The organism is Bradyrhizobium sp. 2S1, assembly GCF_011516625.5.
In the GTDB taxonomy this organism is placed as follows: Bacteria; Pseudomonadota; Alphaproteobacteria; order Rhizobiales; family Xanthobacteraceae; genus Bradyrhizobium; species Bradyrhizobium septentrionale.
Map to the genome: position 1 here is coordinate 4,924,377 of NZ_CP147717.1, position 18,427 is coordinate 4,942,803.

The 18,427-nt window shown below is 60.6% G+C and carries 10 protein-coding genes and 8 pseudogenes; 8 read left to right on the forward strand and 10 right to left on the reverse strand.

Going from position 1 to position 18,427, the window contains the following annotated elements:
- Positions 1 to 232 precede the first annotated feature (232 nt).
- Both istA and istB read left to right on the forward strand, forming a co-directional pair.
- A pseudogene (gene istA / locus HAP54_RS23295) lies at positions 233 to 1,723 on the forward strand (IS21 family transposase); the annotation flags it as partial.
- Positions 1,724 to 1,731: 8 nt separating this feature from the next.
- Entirely contained in the window at positions 1,732 to 2,595 is an 864-nt protein-coding gene (gene istB / locus HAP54_RS23300; protein WP_166294386.1) for an IS21-like element helper ATPase IstB, read from the forward strand.
- A gap of 263 nt (positions 2,596 to 2,858) precedes the next feature.
- Here istB and HAP54_RS23305 read toward each other — a convergent pair whose 3' ends face one another.
- Entirely contained in the window at positions 2,859 to 4,013 is a 1,155-nt protein-coding gene (locus tag HAP54_RS23305) for a transporter (RefSeq protein WP_166304024.1), read from the reverse strand.
- 153 nt (positions 4,014 to 4,166) lie between these two features.
- On the opposite strand from HAP54_RS23305, the pseudogene HAP54_RS23310 reads away from it, so the two are divergent.
- Positions 4,167 to 4,427, forward strand: a pseudogene (locus tag HAP54_RS23310) (transposase); the annotation flags it as partial.
- Between the two features lie 2 nt (positions 4,428 to 4,429).
- Here the strand turns inward: HAP54_RS23310 and HAP54_RS23315 are convergent.
- Positions 4,430 to 5,812, reverse strand: coding sequence for an IS110 family transposase (locus tag HAP54_RS23315; protein WP_166298319.1), 1,383 nt, complete (start codon positions 5,810 to 5,812; stop codon positions 4,430 to 4,432).
- Positions 5,813 to 6,040: 228 nt separating this feature from the next.
- Here HAP54_RS23315 and HAP54_RS23320 point away from each other — a divergent pair.
- Positions 6,041 to 6,916 (forward strand): annotated as a pseudogene (locus HAP54_RS23320) (IS3 family transposase); the annotation flags it as partial.
- 343 nt (positions 6,917 to 7,259) lie between these two features.
- Positions 7,260 to 7,457 (forward strand): annotated as a pseudogene (locus tag HAP54_RS23325) (DCL family protein); the annotation flags it as partial.
- A gap of 99 nt (positions 7,458 to 7,556) precedes the next feature.
- On the opposite strand, the pseudogene HAP54_RS23330 reads toward HAP54_RS23325, so the two are convergent.
- Positions 7,557 to 8,066: pseudogene (locus HAP54_RS23330) on the reverse strand (IS6 family transposase); the annotation flags it as partial.
- Between the two features lie 124 nt (positions 8,067 to 8,190).
- A protein-coding gene (locus HAP54_RS23335) for an IS3 family transposase (RefSeq protein ID WP_414646213.1) occupies positions 8,191 to 9,368 on the reverse strand; the annotation gives its coding sequence in 2 pieces (ribosomal slippage) (positions 8,191 to 9,077 and positions 9,077 to 9,368; 1,179 coding nt in all).
- A 773-nt stretch (positions 9,369 to 10,141) separates the two neighbouring features.
- Here HAP54_RS23335 and HAP54_RS23340 point away from each other — a divergent pair.
- Together HAP54_RS23340 and HAP54_RS23345 are read left to right on the forward strand one after the other, a co-directional pair.
- A complete protein-coding gene (locus tag HAP54_RS23340; protein ID WP_256434653.1) occupies positions 10,142 to 10,267 on the forward strand; it encodes a hypothetical protein in 126 nt (41 codons plus the stop codon).
- A gap of 301 nt (positions 10,268 to 10,568) precedes the next feature.
- Positions 10,569 to 10,760 carry a hypothetical protein gene (locus HAP54_RS23345; protein WP_029085083.1) on the forward strand — a complete coding sequence of 64 codons (192 nt, stop codon included), beginning with the start codon at positions 10,569 to 10,571 and terminating at the stop codon, positions 10,758 to 10,760.
- A gap of 89 nt (positions 10,761 to 10,849) precedes the next feature.
- Here HAP54_RS23345 and HAP54_RS23350 read toward each other — a convergent pair.
- The 3 genes and pseudogenes from HAP54_RS23350 to HAP54_RS23360 form a co-directional block, all read right to left on the reverse strand.
- Positions 10,850 to 11,699: pseudogene (locus HAP54_RS23350) on the reverse strand (IS256 family transposase); the annotation flags it as partial.
- A gap of 327 nt (positions 11,700 to 12,026) precedes the next feature.
- Positions 12,027 to 12,197 carry a hypothetical protein gene (locus HAP54_RS23355; RefSeq protein WP_166293496.1) on the reverse strand — a complete coding sequence of 57 codons (171 nt, stop codon included), beginning with the start codon at positions 12,195 to 12,197 and terminating at the stop codon, positions 12,027 to 12,029.
- A gap of 486 nt (positions 12,198 to 12,683) precedes the next feature.
- Positions 12,684 to 12,925 (reverse strand): annotated as a pseudogene (locus HAP54_RS23360) (IS630 family transposase); the annotation flags it as partial.
- 55 nt (positions 12,926 to 12,980) lie between these two features.
- On the opposite strand from HAP54_RS23360, the gene HAP54_RS23365 reads away from it, so the two are divergent.
- A complete protein-coding gene (locus HAP54_RS23365) occupies positions 12,981 to 13,937 on the forward strand; it encodes an IS481 family transposase (protein WP_166304026.1) in 957 nt (318 codons plus the stop codon).
- Between the two features lie 52 nt (positions 13,938 to 13,989).
- On the opposite strand, the gene HAP54_RS23370 is transcribed toward HAP54_RS23365, so the two are convergent.
- The 3 genes and pseudogenes from HAP54_RS23370 to HAP54_RS23380 form a co-directional block, all read right to left on the reverse strand.
- Positions 13,990 to 15,324, reverse strand: a complete 1,335-nt coding sequence (locus HAP54_RS23370; protein WP_166202952.1) for an IS1182 family transposase — start codon at positions 15,322 to 15,324, stop codon at positions 13,990 to 13,992.
- Positions 15,325 to 15,926: 602 nt separating this feature from the next.
- Positions 15,927 to 17,270, reverse strand: a complete 1,344-nt coding sequence (locus tag HAP54_RS23375) for an IS1380-like element ISBdi2 family transposase (RefSeq protein ID WP_166204320.1) — start codon at positions 17,268 to 17,270, stop codon at positions 15,927 to 15,929.
- Between the two features lie 121 nt (positions 17,271 to 17,391).
- Positions 17,392 to 18,398 (reverse strand): annotated as a pseudogene (locus HAP54_RS23380) (IS110 family transposase); the annotation flags it as partial.
- Positions 18,399 to 18,427 lie beyond the last annotated feature (29 nt).

The window sequence follows — 18,427 nt, forward strand, 5'->3', positions numbered from 1 at the left end:
ATCCGTCCCTTCTCAACTCGTCCAGCCGCACGGTAGCGCCTCGCCACCGCGGCCAACACCTCGCGCCTTGCGCCCATGCTGATCCCGCTCGCCATTGGCGCCACCGACCTGATTCGGTAACGCCGCCCCAGTCATCAGCGGAATTGTTCGGTAACATTTTCGATGAGGCAATGCGCCCCCTACAGATTGATCTGTTGCGCTGCCTGCTTTGGAACGAAGCAGGTGGTGGGGGATGCTGATCGTGGAGACAATTGCCCGGATCCGGCGCGAGCACTTCATCAAGGGCAAGACGATCAAGGAGATCGCCCGTGACCTGAAGGTGTCGCGGAACACGGTCCGGAAGGTGCTGAGGTCGGGAGAGACCTCCTTCGAGTACGAGCGGCAGGTGCAGCCGCGGCCAAAGCTGGGACGATGGGCAGTAGAGCTTGACGGATTGCTGGCGGCGAACGCGGCCAAATCGGCTCGTGAACAGCTGACGTTGATCCGGATCTTCGAAGAGCTGCGCGGCCGCGGCTACGACGGCGGTTACGATGCCGTGCGGCGTTACGCCAGGCGGTGGAGCAAAGAACGCGGGCAATCGACCGCGGCGGCTTATGTCCCGCTGAGCTTTGCCCCAGGCGAAGCCTACCAGTTCGACTGGAGCCACGAGGTGGTCTTGCTGAGCGGGACCACGGTGATGGTGAAGGCCGCCCATGTCCGGCTCTGTCACAGCCGCATGCTGTTCGTGCGGGCCTATCCGCGGGAGACGCAGGAGATGGTGTTCGACGCCCACGACCGGGCGTTCGCTCTGTTCAAAGGCACCTGCACCCGCGGCATCTACGACAACATGAAGACCGCCGTAGAGACGATCTTCGTCGGTAAAGGGCGTCTCTACAATCGCCGCTTCCTGCAGATGTGCAGCCACTATCTGGTCGATCCGGTCGCCTGCACGCCGGCGTCGGGCTGGGAGAAGGGGCAGGTCGAGAACCAGGTCGGGCTGGTCCGGGAGCGCTTCTTCACGCCGCGGCTGCGGTTCAAAAACCTCGACGAGTTAAACGCCTGGCTGCTCGACAAATGCATCGCCTACGCCAAGGCTCATCGCCACCCGGAGCTGGTCGATCAGACGATCTGGGAAGTGTTCGAAGCCGAGCGTCCCAAGCTCGTTCCCTATGCCGGCCGCTTCGACGGCTTCCATGCGGTGACGGCATCGGTCTCGAAGACCTGCCTGGTGCGCTTCGACAACAACAAGTACTCGGTCGCAGCCAGCGCAGTCGGACGGCCGGTCGAAGTCCAGGCTTATGCCGACCGCATCGTGATCCGTCAGGATGGACGCATCGTTGCCGAGCACCCGCGATCCTTTGGCCGCGGCGAGACGACCTATGATCCCTGGCACTATGTGCCGGTGCTGGCTCGCAAACCCGGTGCCTTGCGCAACGGCGCTCCCTTCAAAGACTGGGTGCTGCCGGCCGCGATCGAGCGGATCCGGCGCAAGCTTGCCAGCACCGACGATGGCAATCGGCAGATGGTCGACATCCTCACCGCGGTGCTGACTGACGGTCTGTCCGCGGTGGAAGCGGCCTGTGCCGAAGCGCTCGGTCATGGCGTCCATTCCGCCGATGTCGTGCTCAACATCCTGGCCCGTCAACGTGAACCCGCCCCACCGGCCAACATCATGACGCCGGCCGCACTGACGCTCCGTCATGCACCGATCGCCGATTGTGCCCGCTACGACAACCTCCGGAGGACCATCTGATGGAACGAACCCAAATCTTCGACCTCATGGGCGAGCTCAAGCTCTACGGCATGAAGGCTGCCTTCGACGAGATCATGGCAACTGCCGTCAAGCGCCAGCACGAACCTCAGCGCATTGTCGGCGACCTGCTTAACGCCGAGATCAACGAGAAGCAGGCCCGCTCGATCAAATACCAGCTGACCATTGCCAAGCTGCCGCTTGCCAAGGACATCGCCGACTTCCAGTTCGACGGCACGCCGATCAATCAGACTCTCGTCAATGATCTCGCCAGCGGCGGCTTCATCGCCCAGCAACGCAATGTCGTGCTGGTTGGCGGCACCGGCACAGGCAAGACCCACCTGGCCATTGCCATCGCCAGAAGCTGCATCCGATCCGGTGCCCGCGGCCGCTTCTTCAACGTAGTCGACCTCGTCAATCGCCTCGAGACCGAGACCCGCAACGGACGGCAAGGACGGCTCGCCGAGCATCTGACCCGGATGGACTTCATCGTGCTGGATGAACTCGGCTATTTGCCCTTCGCCCAGTCCGGTGGCCAGCTCCTCTTCCACCTCGTCAGCCGGCTCTATGAGCGCGCCTCCGTCATCGTGACGACCAATCTCGCCTTCGGCGAATGGCCGAGCGTGTTCGGCGACGCCAAAATGACCACAGCGCTGCTCGACCGATTGACCCATCACTGCGACATTGTCGAGACCGGCAACGATAGCTGGCGGTTCAAGAGCCGAGACGACGATCACGCCACCCGCGCTCGTCTCGCCTCCGCTATCCCGGCCAGCTCCGACGAGACGAGCGCTACCAGCAAAGCCCGCCGCACGAAGGGGTCAAAATTGGACGCCGATGAGGGGTCAAATTTGCAGGCCGATTGACACACCGGATCGATCTGAACGGCGAAAGCATGCGGCGAACCCGCAAACCCGACCGAAAGGCCTGAGCCTGTGGCGCTGTGGACATGCCGCTACGCTTGGACAACGCAAGAGCGTTGCCCACATGCCCACAGGAGGAGCAACAGAAAAAACCAACCCGTCGAACCGCGATTCAAGATTGACCACGCGGCTTCGCCGATGCCAGAAACCAGACAGCCAGAACGCCTCGCGCCCCGGGCGACATCAAATCGGAATGGTGGGCGAGATCATCTCGGAATCCTGGGCGAGATCAAATCGGTACACCCGGGCGAGATCATCGGAATCCGCAGCCAGGGAGAATACTTGCAGCGATTGGCTTGCGATTTGTCAACTCTTACGCCAAAGGCAAACGGAATTTTTCGCCACGCTGAGCCGGTGCTCGAGAGTACTAGTTTTTTGCGAACAGGGGTTTCTTCTCGTCGGCTTCCGGAGACCAGATCTTGAAGGATGTCTTTAAGAAGATCGTTGATCCGGTAGGTGCGCCAACGGAGTCTCGAGTATAAAATGCATTCGAGTAGATGAGCTTCATGTCCACCGGGCCGAAATTGTATCCGACCAGCAGGCCCGCTCCTATGTTGATATCTTTCCCGCACGACGGCAGTCTTGCAGCGGTAAGCTGGGCGCATGTCCAGGCTGCGCCGGTCGTCGCCCCCGGGAGAGTCATTTGTTGTCTGAAACTTTAAAAAGCCAACCGGGCCCACCTCCCAATTGCCAAATTTCTTTGTAGCCGTCCAATCGACGTACAAAAGGTTTCCGCTAGTGTAGCCGTCACCTGGGTTAGCTGGGCCGGTCAAAAATGCAGAGAAAGCTGGCGTTGTTGTGGGCGCCCGTGCGATAACTTGGTAAGTACCCGGATTTCCTCGGGAGGCCGTATTAATGTCATACGTCACGTTTGCCGTAAGATTCCAGCCTTCGCCAAGATAACTTACTGCAACATGAGGCCGGATCGACCAGAAGTCTGGCACGACCGAACCGGCATAGGACATGCCGGTCGGCGCGACAAACCCGAAGCCTGCCCCAACATACAGGCCCTTTCCCAAGTTCCAAGAAAAATTGAGTGGATTAAAATAGATGTTGGCGAGCGCGTGGTCCAAAGTAATGCCGTAGATCGGCGACGATCCCACACCACCACCTTGCGGATAAGGCGTCCCGGTCGCGCCCAACTGCAAACCCACAAACGTAATTGTGGGAGCGTAATCCGCACCTAGGAATTTTAGACCTGTTCCCCAAGCGAACGTCCCGGCTGCGGCGACGCCGTTGTATCGCTCGGTGCAGCCTGGGCCACATCCGGTGTTGCCGTTGCCGGTCAACATCGGGGCATAATTTATCGTGCTTGCAAAAAAGAGGCCTGGGGGAGGCGCCGCCGCAATCGTGGTGCCCATCGTACCTCCAGGCAGGTAGTTGCCGAGAACGGCAGGCTCACTAGCGAAACTCGCTGTACCTCCATGAGAGCCGGCCCCGGAATTCTGCACAGGGCGATAAGTGGAGTTTCTGGCTGACAGCGGGCACGCTGTGCCTGCGAATCAGGAGCGACAATGAGCAGAAGAACACGCCGGAACCACACACCGGCCTTCAAGGCGAAGGTGGCGCTCGCCGCCGTGAAGGGCGATCGAACGCTGGCTCAGCTTGCCGAGCAGTTCGACGTCCACCCCAATCAGATCACGGCGTGGAAGGCTCAGCTTGAAAGCAAGGCCGCCGATGCGTTCGGTCCCGGCGGCGGCTCCGGAGCGGAGCAAGCAGCCATCGACGTGAAGTCGCTGCACGCCAAGATCGGCGAACTGACGCTGGAGAACGATTCCTAAGAAACGGCAGCATCTACTTTCGGCTCCAAGGGATGGAGAACAAAGCCGAATGCCTTGGCACGCCGATGCAAATTGTTGACCACTCGCGTCCGGTAACGCGTCTCGTAGGACGAGGCCCCGGGATCGACATAGTCCATTCCGTATCGCACAGCATTGTAGAACAGAACTGCGATCTTCCGGGCCGTGGCGGTCACGGCCTTGGCCTTGCCGATGCGCGCTGAGAGCCGTCTATAAAAGGCGCCGAGCGCAGTGTCTGTACGACCCACGGTCACGGCAGCAAGGCGCAGAAGTGCCGCCGCTCGGCCGCCGGATCGGCGCGTTCGGGACGAGAGCATTTTGCCGCCGGAGACCTTGTTGCTCGGCGCCAGTCCCAGCCAGGAGGTAAAATGCTTTGCACTTGGCCACGAGGAGAGGTCGTCGCCGCATTCAGCGATCAGCTTCAGCGAGAGGTAAGGACCGAGGCCGTCGATCGCGGTGAGGTCCTTTCCGAGCAACGCGAACAGCGCCTCGCGGACATCGAAAGCTGGAGCGTTCGCCTGATCGGTTCGATTCCGACGCCGCGAGACCCGCGGCGCTGATCCGTGGCCATGCCCCCGATGGAAGCTCAGTTCCTTCAACACGGCTTCAATTCGGGCGTCGCAGGCAGATGCCTTCTCGTGGTAGGCGTCGTAAAGCGCAAGTGCCTGCTCGAGCGCAAACAGATGCTCGGCGCGGTAGCTTCCGGTGAGCGCCTTCGCGATCGTCTCGGCGCTGGAGCGGCAACTATAATGGCGCAAGCACGCCAGCGCCTCAGGATCGCGCTCGCCGGCAAGGATCGCCCGTATGATACGCAGGCCGGTCACGCCGGTGATGTCGGTGACGACGTGGTGCAGCTGAAGATTCATCTCCGTCAAGGCCTTCTGCATATGCTGGATGTGTGAGGCCGCGTACTCCAGCAGACGCTCGCGCTGACGCACGTAGGCTCGCAGCTCGGCAATCTGCCCTTTGGGCCGAAAGCTGGCCCGCAGCAACCCGAATGAATGGAGCCGCTGCAGCCATTGCGCATCGCTGACATCGGTCTTGCGCCCCGGCACGTGCTTGGCATCGCGCGCGTTGACAAGAAACACGTTAAATCCCCGGGCATCGAGAAGCTCGAAGATCGGAATCCAGTAGACGCTGGTCGATTCCATGACGACAGTCTCGACGCCGCATTCAGTAAACCAGTCGACTAGCCGATGCAGATCAGCCGTGAAGGTACCGAAGCTGCGGACTGGCTCCGGTGCGCGATCTGCCCTCACGGCAGCCATGTGCATAGTCGCTCCGACGTCGATGGCAGCCGCGTCCGGGTGCACCATCTGCATCTTACCTCCGTTCCTCGACTTCGATCTTTTGGGGTTCATCTCTAATCCTCCTGCTGACGGCGGCGGAAGGGCTGGGCTGCGCTATACGTCAGATTCCTAAACGGGATCGCCGGATGGCGTCACCACTCTCAAGTGCGCGACAACCCATGGACCAGGTTTTTTAACGGGGTCACGTGCCACCAAAATCGTATCGGCCGCTCCCTCCCGGTCGGCAATCTAGCGCCGGTCCGTTTCTATCCCACAGGGGGAGCGCATCGCCGCGCATAGTTTTTTAGAAGGAGCGCTCACCAAGGCGGGATTGCTGAGCGCAAAGCGATGATCGACCGTGAGCACGAGCTGTCGATCACCAGGCAGGCGGAGGCTTTGAACATTAGCCGCGGCAGCGTGTACTACCTGCCGCGGCCGGTGCCGGACGCCGACCTTGCGATCATGCAGCGCCTCGACCGGCTGCATCTGGAGTTCCCTTTTGCCGGCTCTCGCATGTTGCGAGGGCTGCTGGCTGCCGATGGGTGCAAGATCGGCCGTCGGCATGTGAAGACGTTGATGCGGCGGATGGGGATAGAAGCGCTCTATCGCCGTCCACGCACGACAAAGCCCGAGCCGGGCCACAAGATCTACCCGTACCTGCTGCGCGGGATGGAGATCACGCGGCCGAACCAGGTGTGGGCGATGGACATCACCTACATCCCGATGGCGCGAGGCTTCGTCTATCTGGCGGTTGTGCTCGACTGGTTCAGCCGCCGCGTGCTGTCGTGGCGCGTATCGATCACCATGGAGGCGGCGTTCTGTGTCGCGACGCTTCAGGATGCCCTGGCTCGTCACGGCAAGCCGGACGTCTTCAATACGGATCAGGGCTCGCAGTTCACCGGACAGGCTTTTAACGGCGTGCTCGCCGACAACGGCATTGCGATCAGCATGGACGGCAAGGGAGCCTGGCGGGACAACGTGTTTGTCGAACGGCTATGGCGCAGCGTCAAATACGAGGAGGTGTATCTGCGGGCCTATGACAGCGTCAGCGAGGCCCTCGCGTCGATCGGCCGATACCTCGACTTCTACAACGGTCGGCGCCCGCATTCGAGCCTTGACGGCGTCACCCCCGATCAAGCCTACTTCAACCCGCTGCCACTCCGCTTGGCAGCCTAACCATGGCAGAGGCTCCACTTATCGACGCGGAAAATCTGTTCAGACAACCGGAGCCAGCTCAGTAATAACAGTTGGCCGCGATCGATTACCAGTAAGCCGAAAGGCAGCCACTCGAACGTGGCCGCCCTCGTCAATGAAATCATCCACCGAGTTTGGGGAGACGCTGTTCTGGAAGATGATGACGAGCGAGTGGTCGGCAAGGTTGGTATTCCGAGATTGTTCGCCGTGTCACTATCTTTCGCGCCGGCGAGGAGGAGCTGTTTTGATGGGCCGATCTAAGCCGGTTGAACTGGCCACCCGCATATTCGAGAAACAGGGGGACGCCACAGCATTTTTTAAGACCATGCTGAGTCGGTATCGGGCCGGTGAGCATGTCGCCGACCAGGATAGCCTTGATCTCGTTTCATTGCTCGAACGCCGTACGGAGTACGCTGCTAAAGTTGGTTGTGGCGTGAGCCACTTCTAAGTCGTCATGACAGAACACGGGACGCCGTGCTTCCGGATAGTTCGGACCGACGGCACCGGCACGGACTTTTCTTACTTGCATTGCATTTCTCAGCGCCCGACCAGCCAAAAACAAGAGGTCAGTCAGGCGTTCAGACGCCTGGTGCGGTTCGATCTGTATAGCGCTTCGAGACAAATCGACCGCCGAGCTGAAGGAGGCGATTCTCGAAGGTTCGAGATTCGGCGATAGCGCTTGTCGTGGAGATCTCGCGCCAAGTCGCAAAGGCTCGTTCGCGTGAAGCACGACGGAAGTCGGCAATGACGGCTCCGGAATAGGGATGTGGAAAAGGTTCGCGACCTGATCGTGAACTGCCAGAACCCGTTGAGCCTGACGGGACGATTTGAAACGCTTCATTATCCGCTCGCGTCGCCGCGTGGGCCGATGAGAATTCTCGGCCCGATAGGTGAGAGCTTTGTGCCGGCGATGTTCGACGTGAAAGCCCATCTTTGCCCTGGCAGCGCCGTAGGAACGGAGCTTGTCCGTGAACATCACGCGCGGCGGTGTGCCGGCGGATTTCAAGAGCTTCTTCATGAGCCGCTGCGCAGGGCGCAAGTCTCTTCGGCGCTGGATCAAAACGTCGAGAACGAAGCCATTCTGGTCGACAGCGCGCCAGAGCCAATGTTGTTCGCCCGCGATCACAAGAAGCTGTTGCAAATCCTCTCATGGGTTGGCATAGCGGAGAAGCGAATTTCTTTAAAGAGATCGTCAACCACGACTATCGCAAGGCCCAGAGAAGCCGGGTGATCTTCCCCCGAAAAAATGGACAAGGTTAAGCTGCTTTTAGCTCCATCTCGATCGGACTGACATAGCCGATGGCGGAGTGACGACGAGTTCGATTGTAGAAGCCTTCAATGTAAGCAAAGATATCACGTGTGGCCTCTGCGCGTGTTGCATAGTGAGTGTGGTAGACGAGCTCGATTTTGAGCGTGTGAAAGAAGCTCTCCATTGGAGCATTGTCATAGCAGTCGGCCTTGCGGCTCATCGATGCCCTCAAGCCGGCAGATTGCACGACCTTGCGGTATTCCGCCGATGCGTATTGGACGCCGCGATCGGAATGATGGATCAGACCGGCGCCAGGCCGCTGCGCTGAGACGGCCATCCGCAAGGCTGCCAGCGGCAGCTCGGCACGCAAATGATCCGCCATCGCCCAGCCGACGATCCTGCGGCTGTACAAATCCATGACGGTGGCCAGATAGAGCCAACCCTGATCGGTCTCGATGTAGGTGATATCGGCGAGCCAGATCCGGTTCGGCGCAGTGGCGGTGAAGTTGCGCTCGAGCAGGTTCGCCGCGATCGGGAGGTCGTGACGGCTATCGGTCGTCCGCACCCGGCGAGGCCGTGCCATGATGGCCCTGATACCGTGATGGCGCATCAGCCGCTCGATGCGGCCACGGCTCGCCCCGCGGCCCTGGGCCTTCAATTCGACATGGATACGCGGGCTGCCGTAGCGTCCGTTTGTCTCGCGATGGACGCGCTTGATGTCGTCGACAAGCTCACGGTTGGCGACCGATCGCTGGCTCTCCGGCCGGGAGCGCCAAGCATAATAGCCGGCCGGCGAGACACCGAGCACGTCGCACAGGATCGTCACAGGATAGTCGGCGCGGCGATCTTCGATGAAGCGGAATCTCATTTCGGCCCCCCAGCAAAGATCGCGATCGACTTTTTTAAAATGTCGCGCTCCATGCGCAGCCGCTCGTTCTCTCGCTGCAGACGAGCGATCTCCGCCGCGTGGTCCGCCGACGGCAGCGTCGCTTGCGTTGTGGGGCGCCGCGCCGCAGCCGTCGGCTCTCGCCCAGTTCCACGTAGTTCCACCCAGCGCCGCAAAACTGAATCGCGCAGGCCAAGTTCCTTGGCCACCGATCCGATCGAGCGGCCACTCGAAGCGACCAGATCGACCGCTTGCCCCTTATAGTCGTCCGTAAACGACCTACGCTGACGTCCTTCCATCCAACACCTCTCCTGGCTCTTCGAGCCTACTACAGGTGTCCATCAATTCGGAGGAGGTTCAGGGAAAGGACCGGCGCTTCCCCACATGATAGAGCGCCAACAGTGCTTCCGCGAAGACCACGCTGGCCCTACCGATCGAATGCATTGGGCCAGCCTCAGCGCAAGAAGGTCATAGGGGGGCGCCGGCCGCCCGGATCGCGGTCGGCACCCGGCGCATACTCCTCCATCCTTCAAGTCAGAGGGACAAGCAGGACTCGATCGCGCCGGGACGGGATGACAACCGAAGGACGGCTCACGCCATTTAAGGGGCAATCCGTTGTGCGGGTGAGCCTTGGTGTATGTCGTCCGGCAACGTCGTCGCCAAGGCTCTCACGTCCTCAGCGAATAGGCGTCTCTCCCGCGGGACCCTGGGGGCTTGGGGCAGCTCAAAAATACCGCAACCCCGTAGGATCCCGCATTGCCAAGCCTCCAATAGAGCAGCATGTTTCCTCTGGAATTCATTGGAGGGAGAACCGTAGTGATCTCGCAAGCGGACGTCGGAGCGGTCGGCCAATCATTCAGCCGTGCCGGACGATAGAAGAAGCTGAGGCCGTTGCCGCGGAAATGAACGGCGCCGGGTTTAAGAATGTTGCGATCGGGGACACAAGCCGGCCCGCGAAATGAACAGTCGGTGAGCAGTCTTCTCTAGTATGGAATTGCTGCTTGCGAGACAGTGCGCTCTAGCTCTTCTACGGCACGTACAGCGCCCTTGGTTGACGGAAAGAAATGCGTCGGTGAGTGCGTCGATCTCGCCGTTCCAGCCATCGGCCGCGGGCTCGCGCGGCACGCCGCTGACGGTCACCACCTCGGATAGCTTGGGCACCTTGCCCACCGGCGCCGCGGTCAGACTCATCCACTGATAGGACCGATCCCTCGGGATCACCGAGCGCACGGCCGATGAAGGAGCAAAGCTTGCAGCCGTCTGGGGCTCTCCGCTTCTGTTGCCGTCTGCCGACCAGGGTGATCTGGTTGCTCTCGCTGTGGGTACGGTTTCGCTGTGGGGGACGGTCTGGGAGCACGACACGGGATACCGCGCGCAATTCGGGCGCGTGCGAACTGTCGATGATCTGTTGGTAGTGAGGAGTTCGAGCGCCGCCAGACAGAGTGCGACCTGCTCGATCTGGTGCGAAACAACTACGGCTTAAAGAAAGGAGTGGCCACATGCTGTTCTTTGTCGATCTCGCCCTCGCGCCTCTGCAGTTCATGGCCTCGTTTTGCGACGAGATGGTGAGGCCGCTGACGCGGTCGGTGCGCCCTGCCATCGCGGGCCCGGCCCAGATAATTCCTATCACCCCAGAGCGTCGGGCGCGCCGGAAGCGGAAGATTCTGCGTCGCCTGCAGCTCGGCTATTGAGGAGGCTGCGCTGATGACCGTGGGGATGTCCCGATTGGTGTTGAACTACGTCGGGCCGACGTTGCCGGAATGAATGTTACGCGGCCCTCGACGTGGGCAACGGGGTTGATCGTCATGCGATCGTGGTGAGCTTGAAGGGCCGCACGCAGAACCGACAATTGCTTATGCGCCTTCAATCGTCAGAAGCCCTTGTTGGCCTCGATCATGCCGGCCGCGCCCCATCGCAACGCCATACCGGCATCCCGCCAGCGTTCGGCGTTGCGCGTGACGCGGCGAATGGTGCCCATCATGTTCTCGGCGATGTTGGTACAGGCGAGCGATCGACGAAGCTCCTTCGGCCGCTGCTTTTGCGCCGTCGGCGATGAACAGTGTTGGCACCGTCGGGTGATGCAGCCCGTCGATTTGGACCACCAGAAGGTCGAGCGCGGACAGATCGGCAGCCATGAAGTCAGCCAGCCGCGCCGCCGACAGCGCTACGAACCTCCGCGAGGCCGCCGACTTCGAAACCCCCGATCCGGGCGGTGCCGGCACGTCCCCTTCGGGCAGCCGGACAGCGCGGCCGAACCGGCGCGTCGACACATTGATCAGCATCAGGTTCATCGCCCAGCGACCGAGCCAGTCCTCCTGCGCCGCCGTTTCCCAGCTCGGGATCGTGACCTCGCCGCCATCCACGCCCCGGACCCGCGGGCGCTCGACCTCGATCTTGCCGCCGTGGAAGCCGATCCGTCCCCGCGTTCGGGCCCAACGGTGCGCCCGCCGCGCCGCGTCGCGACCGTGGCGCGGCCCGCAGGCCGCCGTGACATCCGCCTCCATCATCGTGCCGAGCGCCTCGATCCCTGCCGCAAGGCAGAACCGATCGAAGCTCGCCCGCACTTCTGCAAACACTTCGTCCACAGCCCCGGTCGCCGGCGAACCAGCCGGTGTGATATCTCTCGTCATGGCGTTGCTCTCCTTTGTGGAATCAGCACCCCGAGCCTACCGGCTCAAGGTGGGCAGCGCCGACCTCTTCAGAAACTCAACAGAACCCAGGACATCCCCCGAAGTCTTCCCGCGCGGAGCTTTGTGCGGATCGGCACTTAGGCCTGCAGCATCGTCCGATATTACGGGAGTGGATGTCTGCGTATGCGAGTTGTTCGGTGCTCGTGACATCCTGGAAGCGATGTAGAACCTACCAGCTTGCGCAAGAAGCGACTTAGAATGGGGGGTAGATTTTGAGGTGAGTCCTGAATTGAGGGCCAGAGGCGCTCAGTGATGGTAGCGGCCCGGTCAGGAGACCTGGTTCGCAAGCAGACCCTTTATTCGTTCGGCCTCTTCCCTCGACAGTTTCTCGGCCCAGTCGCCGTTCCTTAAAAGAGCCGGCCCCTTGCGTTCTCGATCGTAAACCATCCAACCGATGGTGCCCTGACGAACGATGAACCGTTGTGCTGCCAATTCCAAGACGGCCTCCAGTTATACCTAGAAAAGAAGCTTCGACACGGGCAAAATGCCTAGGGCGAGACGTTGGGCTGCCGTGAGCCAGAAATCAACCCAAGACCCGATCATGACGTGTGCAAAGATATAGAGCAGCATTACGCGCTAAATCCGCAGCTCGTTCGGGCTTTGAGGTGCAATCCAACCACGCTCGAAGGAAACGGCCGTTGCCATCCTGCCCAAGAAACTCTCTCACGTCCTAAAATGGCAACCAAATTACTATCACAACCAAAGGCTGTCCATCGTAAAGAAGGCAGCTTCGCTCCGTAAATGTCCGGGGTTGGCTATTCACTCAGGCAGTGATGCGCCAAAGCAGATGAGGCCAGCAATTAGCAGCGCGCCAGCGCTTGCCTCCAAGACCTTCGATCTGTGCCGACGTGCGTACAAGGCGAGAGCAGATCCCGAAATCGTACTCAGGATACCGAGTTCGCCTATCATTCTAGTCACGTGAATCTAAAGTTCGCCACATAATGTCTGCTGGGCTTTGTGGCAGAAGCGTTTGACGGAAGCCAAAACTGGTCTGCGGACTTGGCCCATTTGAAGGGCTTCGGGTTTTGGTTGTGCAGGTCGATGAAGGTCCGGATGTCGGCCTCGAGCTGCCTGGCGGAGGTGTGAACACCTCGCTGGATTTGCTTTTTGGTGAGTTCAGCGAACCAACGCTCGACCTGATTGATCCATGACGCGGAAGTCGGCGTGTTTAGTCCCAAGCTTTGATGGTGCATTCTTATCGCACGATTCGAAGGATGCGTTATGGGACAGGTTTTACACGGCTGCGCCACCACGACGGAGGCAATCCGTCGAGCAATACAAAATAGTCAAGAGAGCCTGAGAGCGCTCGCCAGGCGCTACGGGATCAACCAGAAGACCGTCGCGAAGTGGAAGCAGCGCGAGACCGTCGCCGATCGTTCGACAGGCTCCAGGGAAGCCAAGTCGACAATCCTTTCCATCGAGGAGGAGGCGATCGTCGTCGCCTTCCGGCGGCATACGCTACTGCCGCTCGACGATTGCCTCTATGCCCTGCAGCCGACCATCCCGCATCTGACGCGGTCGTCCCTGCAGCGCTGCCTTCAGCGCCACGGCATCAGCCGATTGCCGGAGGTTGAAGGCGGTAAGCCTTCGAAGAAAAAGTTCAAGGCTTATCCGATCGGCTATTTCCACATCGACATCGCTGAACTCCAGACTGCCGAAGGCAAGCTCTACCTCTACGTCGCAATCGATCGCACCAGCAAGTTCGCCTTCGTGCAACTGGTCAAGAAGACGGGAAGGACCTCAGCCTCGGCCTTCCTCGAAGCTCTGATCGCGGCTGTGCCCTACAAGATCCATACGGTTCTCACCGACAATGGGATCCAGTTCACCTTCTTGCCGCGCTACGCGGACGGCCCGACGGCAAGATACGTGACACATATGTTCGATATGCGCCGCCAAGAGAATGGCATCGAACATCGGCTGACCAAGATCAAGCATCCCTGGACCAATGGGCAGGTCGAGCGCATGAACCGCACGATCAAGGAAGCGACCGTCCAACGCTATCATTACGATCGACACGATCAGCTCGAAGCACACCTTGCCGACTTCATTAACGCTTACAACTACGCTCGGCGGCTGAAGGGCCTCACGCCCTACGAATACATCTGCAAAGCCTGGACAAAAGAGCCCGAACGATTCACCCTCAATCCGCTCCAGCAAATGCCGGGACTAAACACCTAGGAGCCCGTCCAGATATGTTTTCGTGACGGGCATTTGTTGTAGAGTAGCAGGCTCAGGCTGCGTTTGCGAGGTTGAACAGCTTGAGGAGGTTATGGACGGTGCAGATCATTGTCCACTCGGCGCGCACTTTCTCGATGCCCCGCAACAGGAACTGGCGGAAGCCTCTTGCCTGTTTGATCTGCCCGAACACCGGCTCCACCACTTGCTTTCGCAATCGGTAGGGTGTTTCGAAGCCGCCATCGTCGATCTTCTTTCGCATGGCCTGTGTCAGCGGGCCGCCGACTTTTCCGTTCGCTACTGTCGGGTGCTTGGCGCGTCCGGGCGCGACATAGCCATCGATGCTGCGTGTGTCGAGCGCTTCGAGATTGGCTTCGCTGCAGTAGCCGGAATCCGCTGAGGCCTGCCGCGGCTTGCGGCCAAGATTGCTCTCGATGGCCTCGATCAGGGGCACCAACTGGCCCTGATCGCTGCCGTGCTGGGTCAGTTCTTGCGCGACAATGATCTGGGCATGTGCATCGACGGCCGCCTGGGCATTATAGGCCTGAACGAAGCCATCCTTCGACTTCATGATGCGGCTTTCCGGATCGGTGAAGTTGCGTTGCGCCTTGGGATTGGGTTCCTCCGATGGCAGCGCCGCCGGTTTGCCCGGCTTCTTGCGGCCTTCGGCCTGGCGCTGCTGTTCCTTTTCGGCCTCGATGCGGCGCTCTTCCTCCGCCGCCAGTTTGGCGTCCGCTTCCAGCGCCGCCATCGCTTGCTGGATCTTCGCCAGCCGTTTCTGCTTGTCGACGGTCCAGTCCGGCAGTTCGTCGCTGTTGCCGAAAGTCTCATCCTCCGAGGCATCCGCCGCCTCGGCGGCCGCCAGCATGCGAGCGACCTCGGCCTTCAATTCCGCCTCGCGCTTCTTCATGCGCTCATAACTCATCGCCTTGTGTTTCGACGCGTTCGCCTTGATCTTCGTACCATCCAGCGCGACATGACCGAGCTTGACCAGCCCGGCCGTCTCGCACAACTTCAGAACCTGCACGAATAGCGCGCCGAGCGCCTTCAAATGTCGCTTGCGAAAGTCGCTGATCGTCCGAAAATCCGGCGCATCCAGCGCCACGATCATCACAAAATCGTTCCGCTCCCGGCAGGCCTTGGCAATCCGACGCGACGAATACAGCCCACTCGCATAGCTATGCAGCAGCAGCGCCACCATCATCCGCGGATCAAACGGCGGCTGCCCAAGCCCGCTCACATAGCTGCCCATGATCTCCCTGAGATCGAGGCTCTCCCGCACCAGATCAACCATAAACCGCGAGACATGGCCTTTCGGCACGAAGTCCTGCACATTCGGCGGCAGAAGCAGCGTCTGATCGATGTTCCAAGGCCGAAAATACTTGCTCATCGCCCAATGTTGAATCAGACCCGACCAGATTTGAACAGCGACTATCCAGACAAGCTCCTAGGCTTTGCTACCTTACGATTACTGTGGGGCGGCCTTGACGAGCTGCCTAAGCCGTCTGGGATCATCCACAAACGATCTCATGTAAGGCCGGTCCACGAATGTCGCATCGAAGTTCATCGCTTCGCCTTCAGGCCTATCTCGACCAGCCGGCGGATCGCCTCCGATCGGGTGGGGGCGTCATCCTGGCTGTCTGACCATTTATCGACCGCGGCACCAAGCTCCGGGGGAAGGCGAACGGCCGTGACGGGATGTACTCCGCCCTTCTTTTTCGGCCGGCCTCGGGATTTTTTGTTTACTGAAATTGACTTCTTCATATTTTCAGTTTACAGAAAATAGCAAGCCGGGGCAAGGCGGCTACCTCGCTCCCGGCTCTAACCCGTCCTATTCGTGAGAGTGCTTTTTTTAGTCCGATTGATGTGGCCGCACATCTGCTCTGACGAGGCGCGCGGGATTGCCTTCGGCTTTTCACCGCCTGACCGACCCGTACTTTGCAACGCGCTTGAGGTGTAGGTTGGGCGAACGGGGGGCGGACGCCCCGCCGGTCAAGGACCGAGAGGCAGCAGCGCGCCTGGCAAGCCGCGGATCAGGTCGGCTTCGGGACATGCCGCGGCAAACGCAAGGCGAATGCGGCTCGTGGTCTCGACGACACGGGCAGCGAGTTTCAAGAGACGAAGACGCAGCGTCGCGAACTCGGCTGTGGCCAATTCCCGGGCTTTGGGAATCGCGTCGCGCACGGTCAGCATCAGCCAATAAGCGGCGGTGTGGAGAACGAGGCGGACTTGATTGGCGAGCGCCGAACGGCAGCTGGTGCGATCGGAGGCGAGCTGTGTCTTATGCAGCTTGATCAGATTCTCGGCTTGGCCGCGCGCGCAATACAGGCTGTCGTAGATCCACTCGGCCGAGCCGACATCGAGGCTGGTGACGACGAAACGGATGTCGAGGCCGAGCATCGTCGCCTCAATACGGGCGACGGTACGCCGTTCGCGATCCCAGGACTTGGCCTTGTGGCGCGTCTCGGTATAGCCACGCAGAACCGGCAGGTTCTCGATGGCGCGTCGCGTGCGGATGTCGTCGGCGGCCTCGTCGAGTTTTCTGGCGAGCGGCTTGGTGCCGGACAGACCGAAGATGTAGTCGATGCCGTTGGTCTCGCACCACGCCATTGCCTCCGGCCGGGCATAGTGCCCGTCGCCACGGAACGTAATTCGCGTGTTGTGCCACCGCGTCCGGATATGCCGTATCAGGCGGCGCAGATGGGCACGCACCTCGACGCCGCCCGGCGTCTTGCCGGGCCGCAACACGACCGCCACGGGCCGGCTCTTCTCCGTGTCGTAGACGTGGATCGGCAGGAAGCAGCGTTCGTCATAATGAGCGTTGAACAGCGAGAGCTGCTGATGGCCGTGGACGACATCGCAGGTATCATCGATGTCGAGCGTGACGGATGCCGGCTCGCGCGGGTAGCTATCCATCCATGCGTCGACCAAAGTGTAGGTCAGTCGGATCACGTCGCGCAGGCGCGGAGCATTCTCCAGCCGCGACAGCGTCGGTTGGGAACACAGATCGCGACCCGTGTCCGGCAGCCGTCCGCAGGCCAGCTTGAATGCGGGATCGGACCGCAGATGATCGAGGTCGTCGGCGTCCTCGTAGCCGCAGCAGATCGCGAACATGCGCGCGCGGAACATATCGACAAGGCTGTGCACGACCCGCGTCGGATCGCGCCGATCCGGGAACACCCGGGCCAAATTGTCGGCCAAGCCGAGACGCCGCTCGGCCATCGCCAGAAGCATCACGCCCCCGTTCGAGGTCAGCCGACCGCCATCGAAGGCAGCTGTGACTTTCTTGGCGTGAACGGCTGGAAACGAGAAGGGCAGAATCGTATCATCGGTCATGGCGGGCCTGGCGTTCGCGGTTGAGGTGATGGGGTTGGCTTTGCAACCGAATCCTACGCCGCATCAGCGCTTTACACCACGCTCGCCAGCCTCTCAGGCGCACTCTGACGAATAAGACGGGATAGACCCCACCGTTGGCCATCAGAGCCCAGACGACGCGGGCCATCTTGTTTGCAAGAGCGGTGGCTACCAGCATAGGTGGCTTGCGGGCAATCATGCGCCCGAGCCACGATGACGGTGAAGTGCCTCGCCGCCGTGCCTGCTGCACGACCGCAGTCGCGCCGATGATAAGTAACCGTCGCAACGTTCGCTCCCCCATTTTCGACGTCGCACCCAGCTTCTGTTTGCCGCCCGTGGAGCGCTGTAACGGGGTCAACCCCAGCCATGCGGCGAAGTCGCGTCCGCACCGGAGGCTTCCGGCGGCAGGCGCAAGGGCAAGCAACGCCGTCGCCGTCATTGGTCCCACGCCTGGGATTGTCATTAAACGGCGGGCATCTTTTTCTTTTCGGGCGCGATGGGTGATCTCGCTGTCGAGTTTCTTGATCTGCATTTCCAGCGTCACCATCGTCTTGATCAATATGTCGAGTACGAACCGTGCCGCTTCGGGCACATTTGTTTTTGGATCCATTGCGCGCTCGACAAGCTCTCCGACATGGGCCGTTCCCTTTGCCATGATCACCCCGTATTCGGCGAGATGACCACGCAAAGCATTGATCGCCTGGGTCCGCTGCCGGATCAGCAAGTCGCGGGTCCGAAACACCACCGCGCTCGCTTGCTGCTCTTCACTCTTGACGGGAACGAAACGCATGGTCGGCCTCTGCGCTGCTTCACAGATCGCCTCTGCATCGGCCATGTCGTTCTTCTGCCGCTTGAGGCCATGTCGTTCTTCTGCCGCTTGACGAAGGGCTTCACGTAAGCCGGTGGGATCAGCCGCACTTCATGGCCGAGCTTGCCAATCTCACGAGCCCAGTAATGCGCGCCCGAGCAGGCTTCCATCGCCACGAGGCAAGCCGGCTGCTCGGCAAAGAATGCCAGCAGCTTATTCCGGCGCAGCTGTTTGCGAAAAACGACCTTTCCGGTGGCATCGGCTCCATGGGCTTGAAAGACATACTTCGCTAAATCTAGCCCGTCTTATTCGTCAGAGGGCGCCTGAGAGG

Bases quoted from the DNA above. Each gene is read 5' to 3' on its own strand.
- HAP54_RS23305 (WP_166304024.1), bottom strand. From the start codon at position 4,013: ATGGGCACCACGATTGCGGCGGCGCCTCCCCCAGGCCTCTTTTTTGCA.
- HAP54_RS23370 (WP_166202952.1), bottom strand. From the start codon at position 15,324: ATGAGCAAGTATTTTCGGCCTTGGAACATCGATCAGACGCTGCTTCTG.
- HAP54_RS23345 (WP_029085083.1), top strand. From the start codon at position 10,569: ATGCTGTTCTTTGTCGATCTCGCCCTCGCGCCTCTGCAGTTCATGGCC.
- HAP54_RS23365 (WP_166304026.1), top strand. From the start codon at position 12,981: ATGGGACAGGTTTTACACGGCTGCGCCACCACGACGGAGGCAATCCGT.
- HAP54_RS23315 (WP_166298319.1), bottom strand. From the start codon at position 5,812: ATGAACCCCAAAAGATCGAAGTCGAGGAACGGAGGTAAGATGCAGATG.
- HAP54_RS23375 (WP_166204320.1), bottom strand. From the start codon at position 17,270: ATGACCGATGATACGATTCTGCCCTTCTCGTTTCCAGCCGTTCACGCC.
- istB (WP_166294386.1), top strand. From the start codon at position 1,732: ATGGAACGAACCCAAATCTTCGACCTCATGGGCGAGCTCAAGCTCTAC.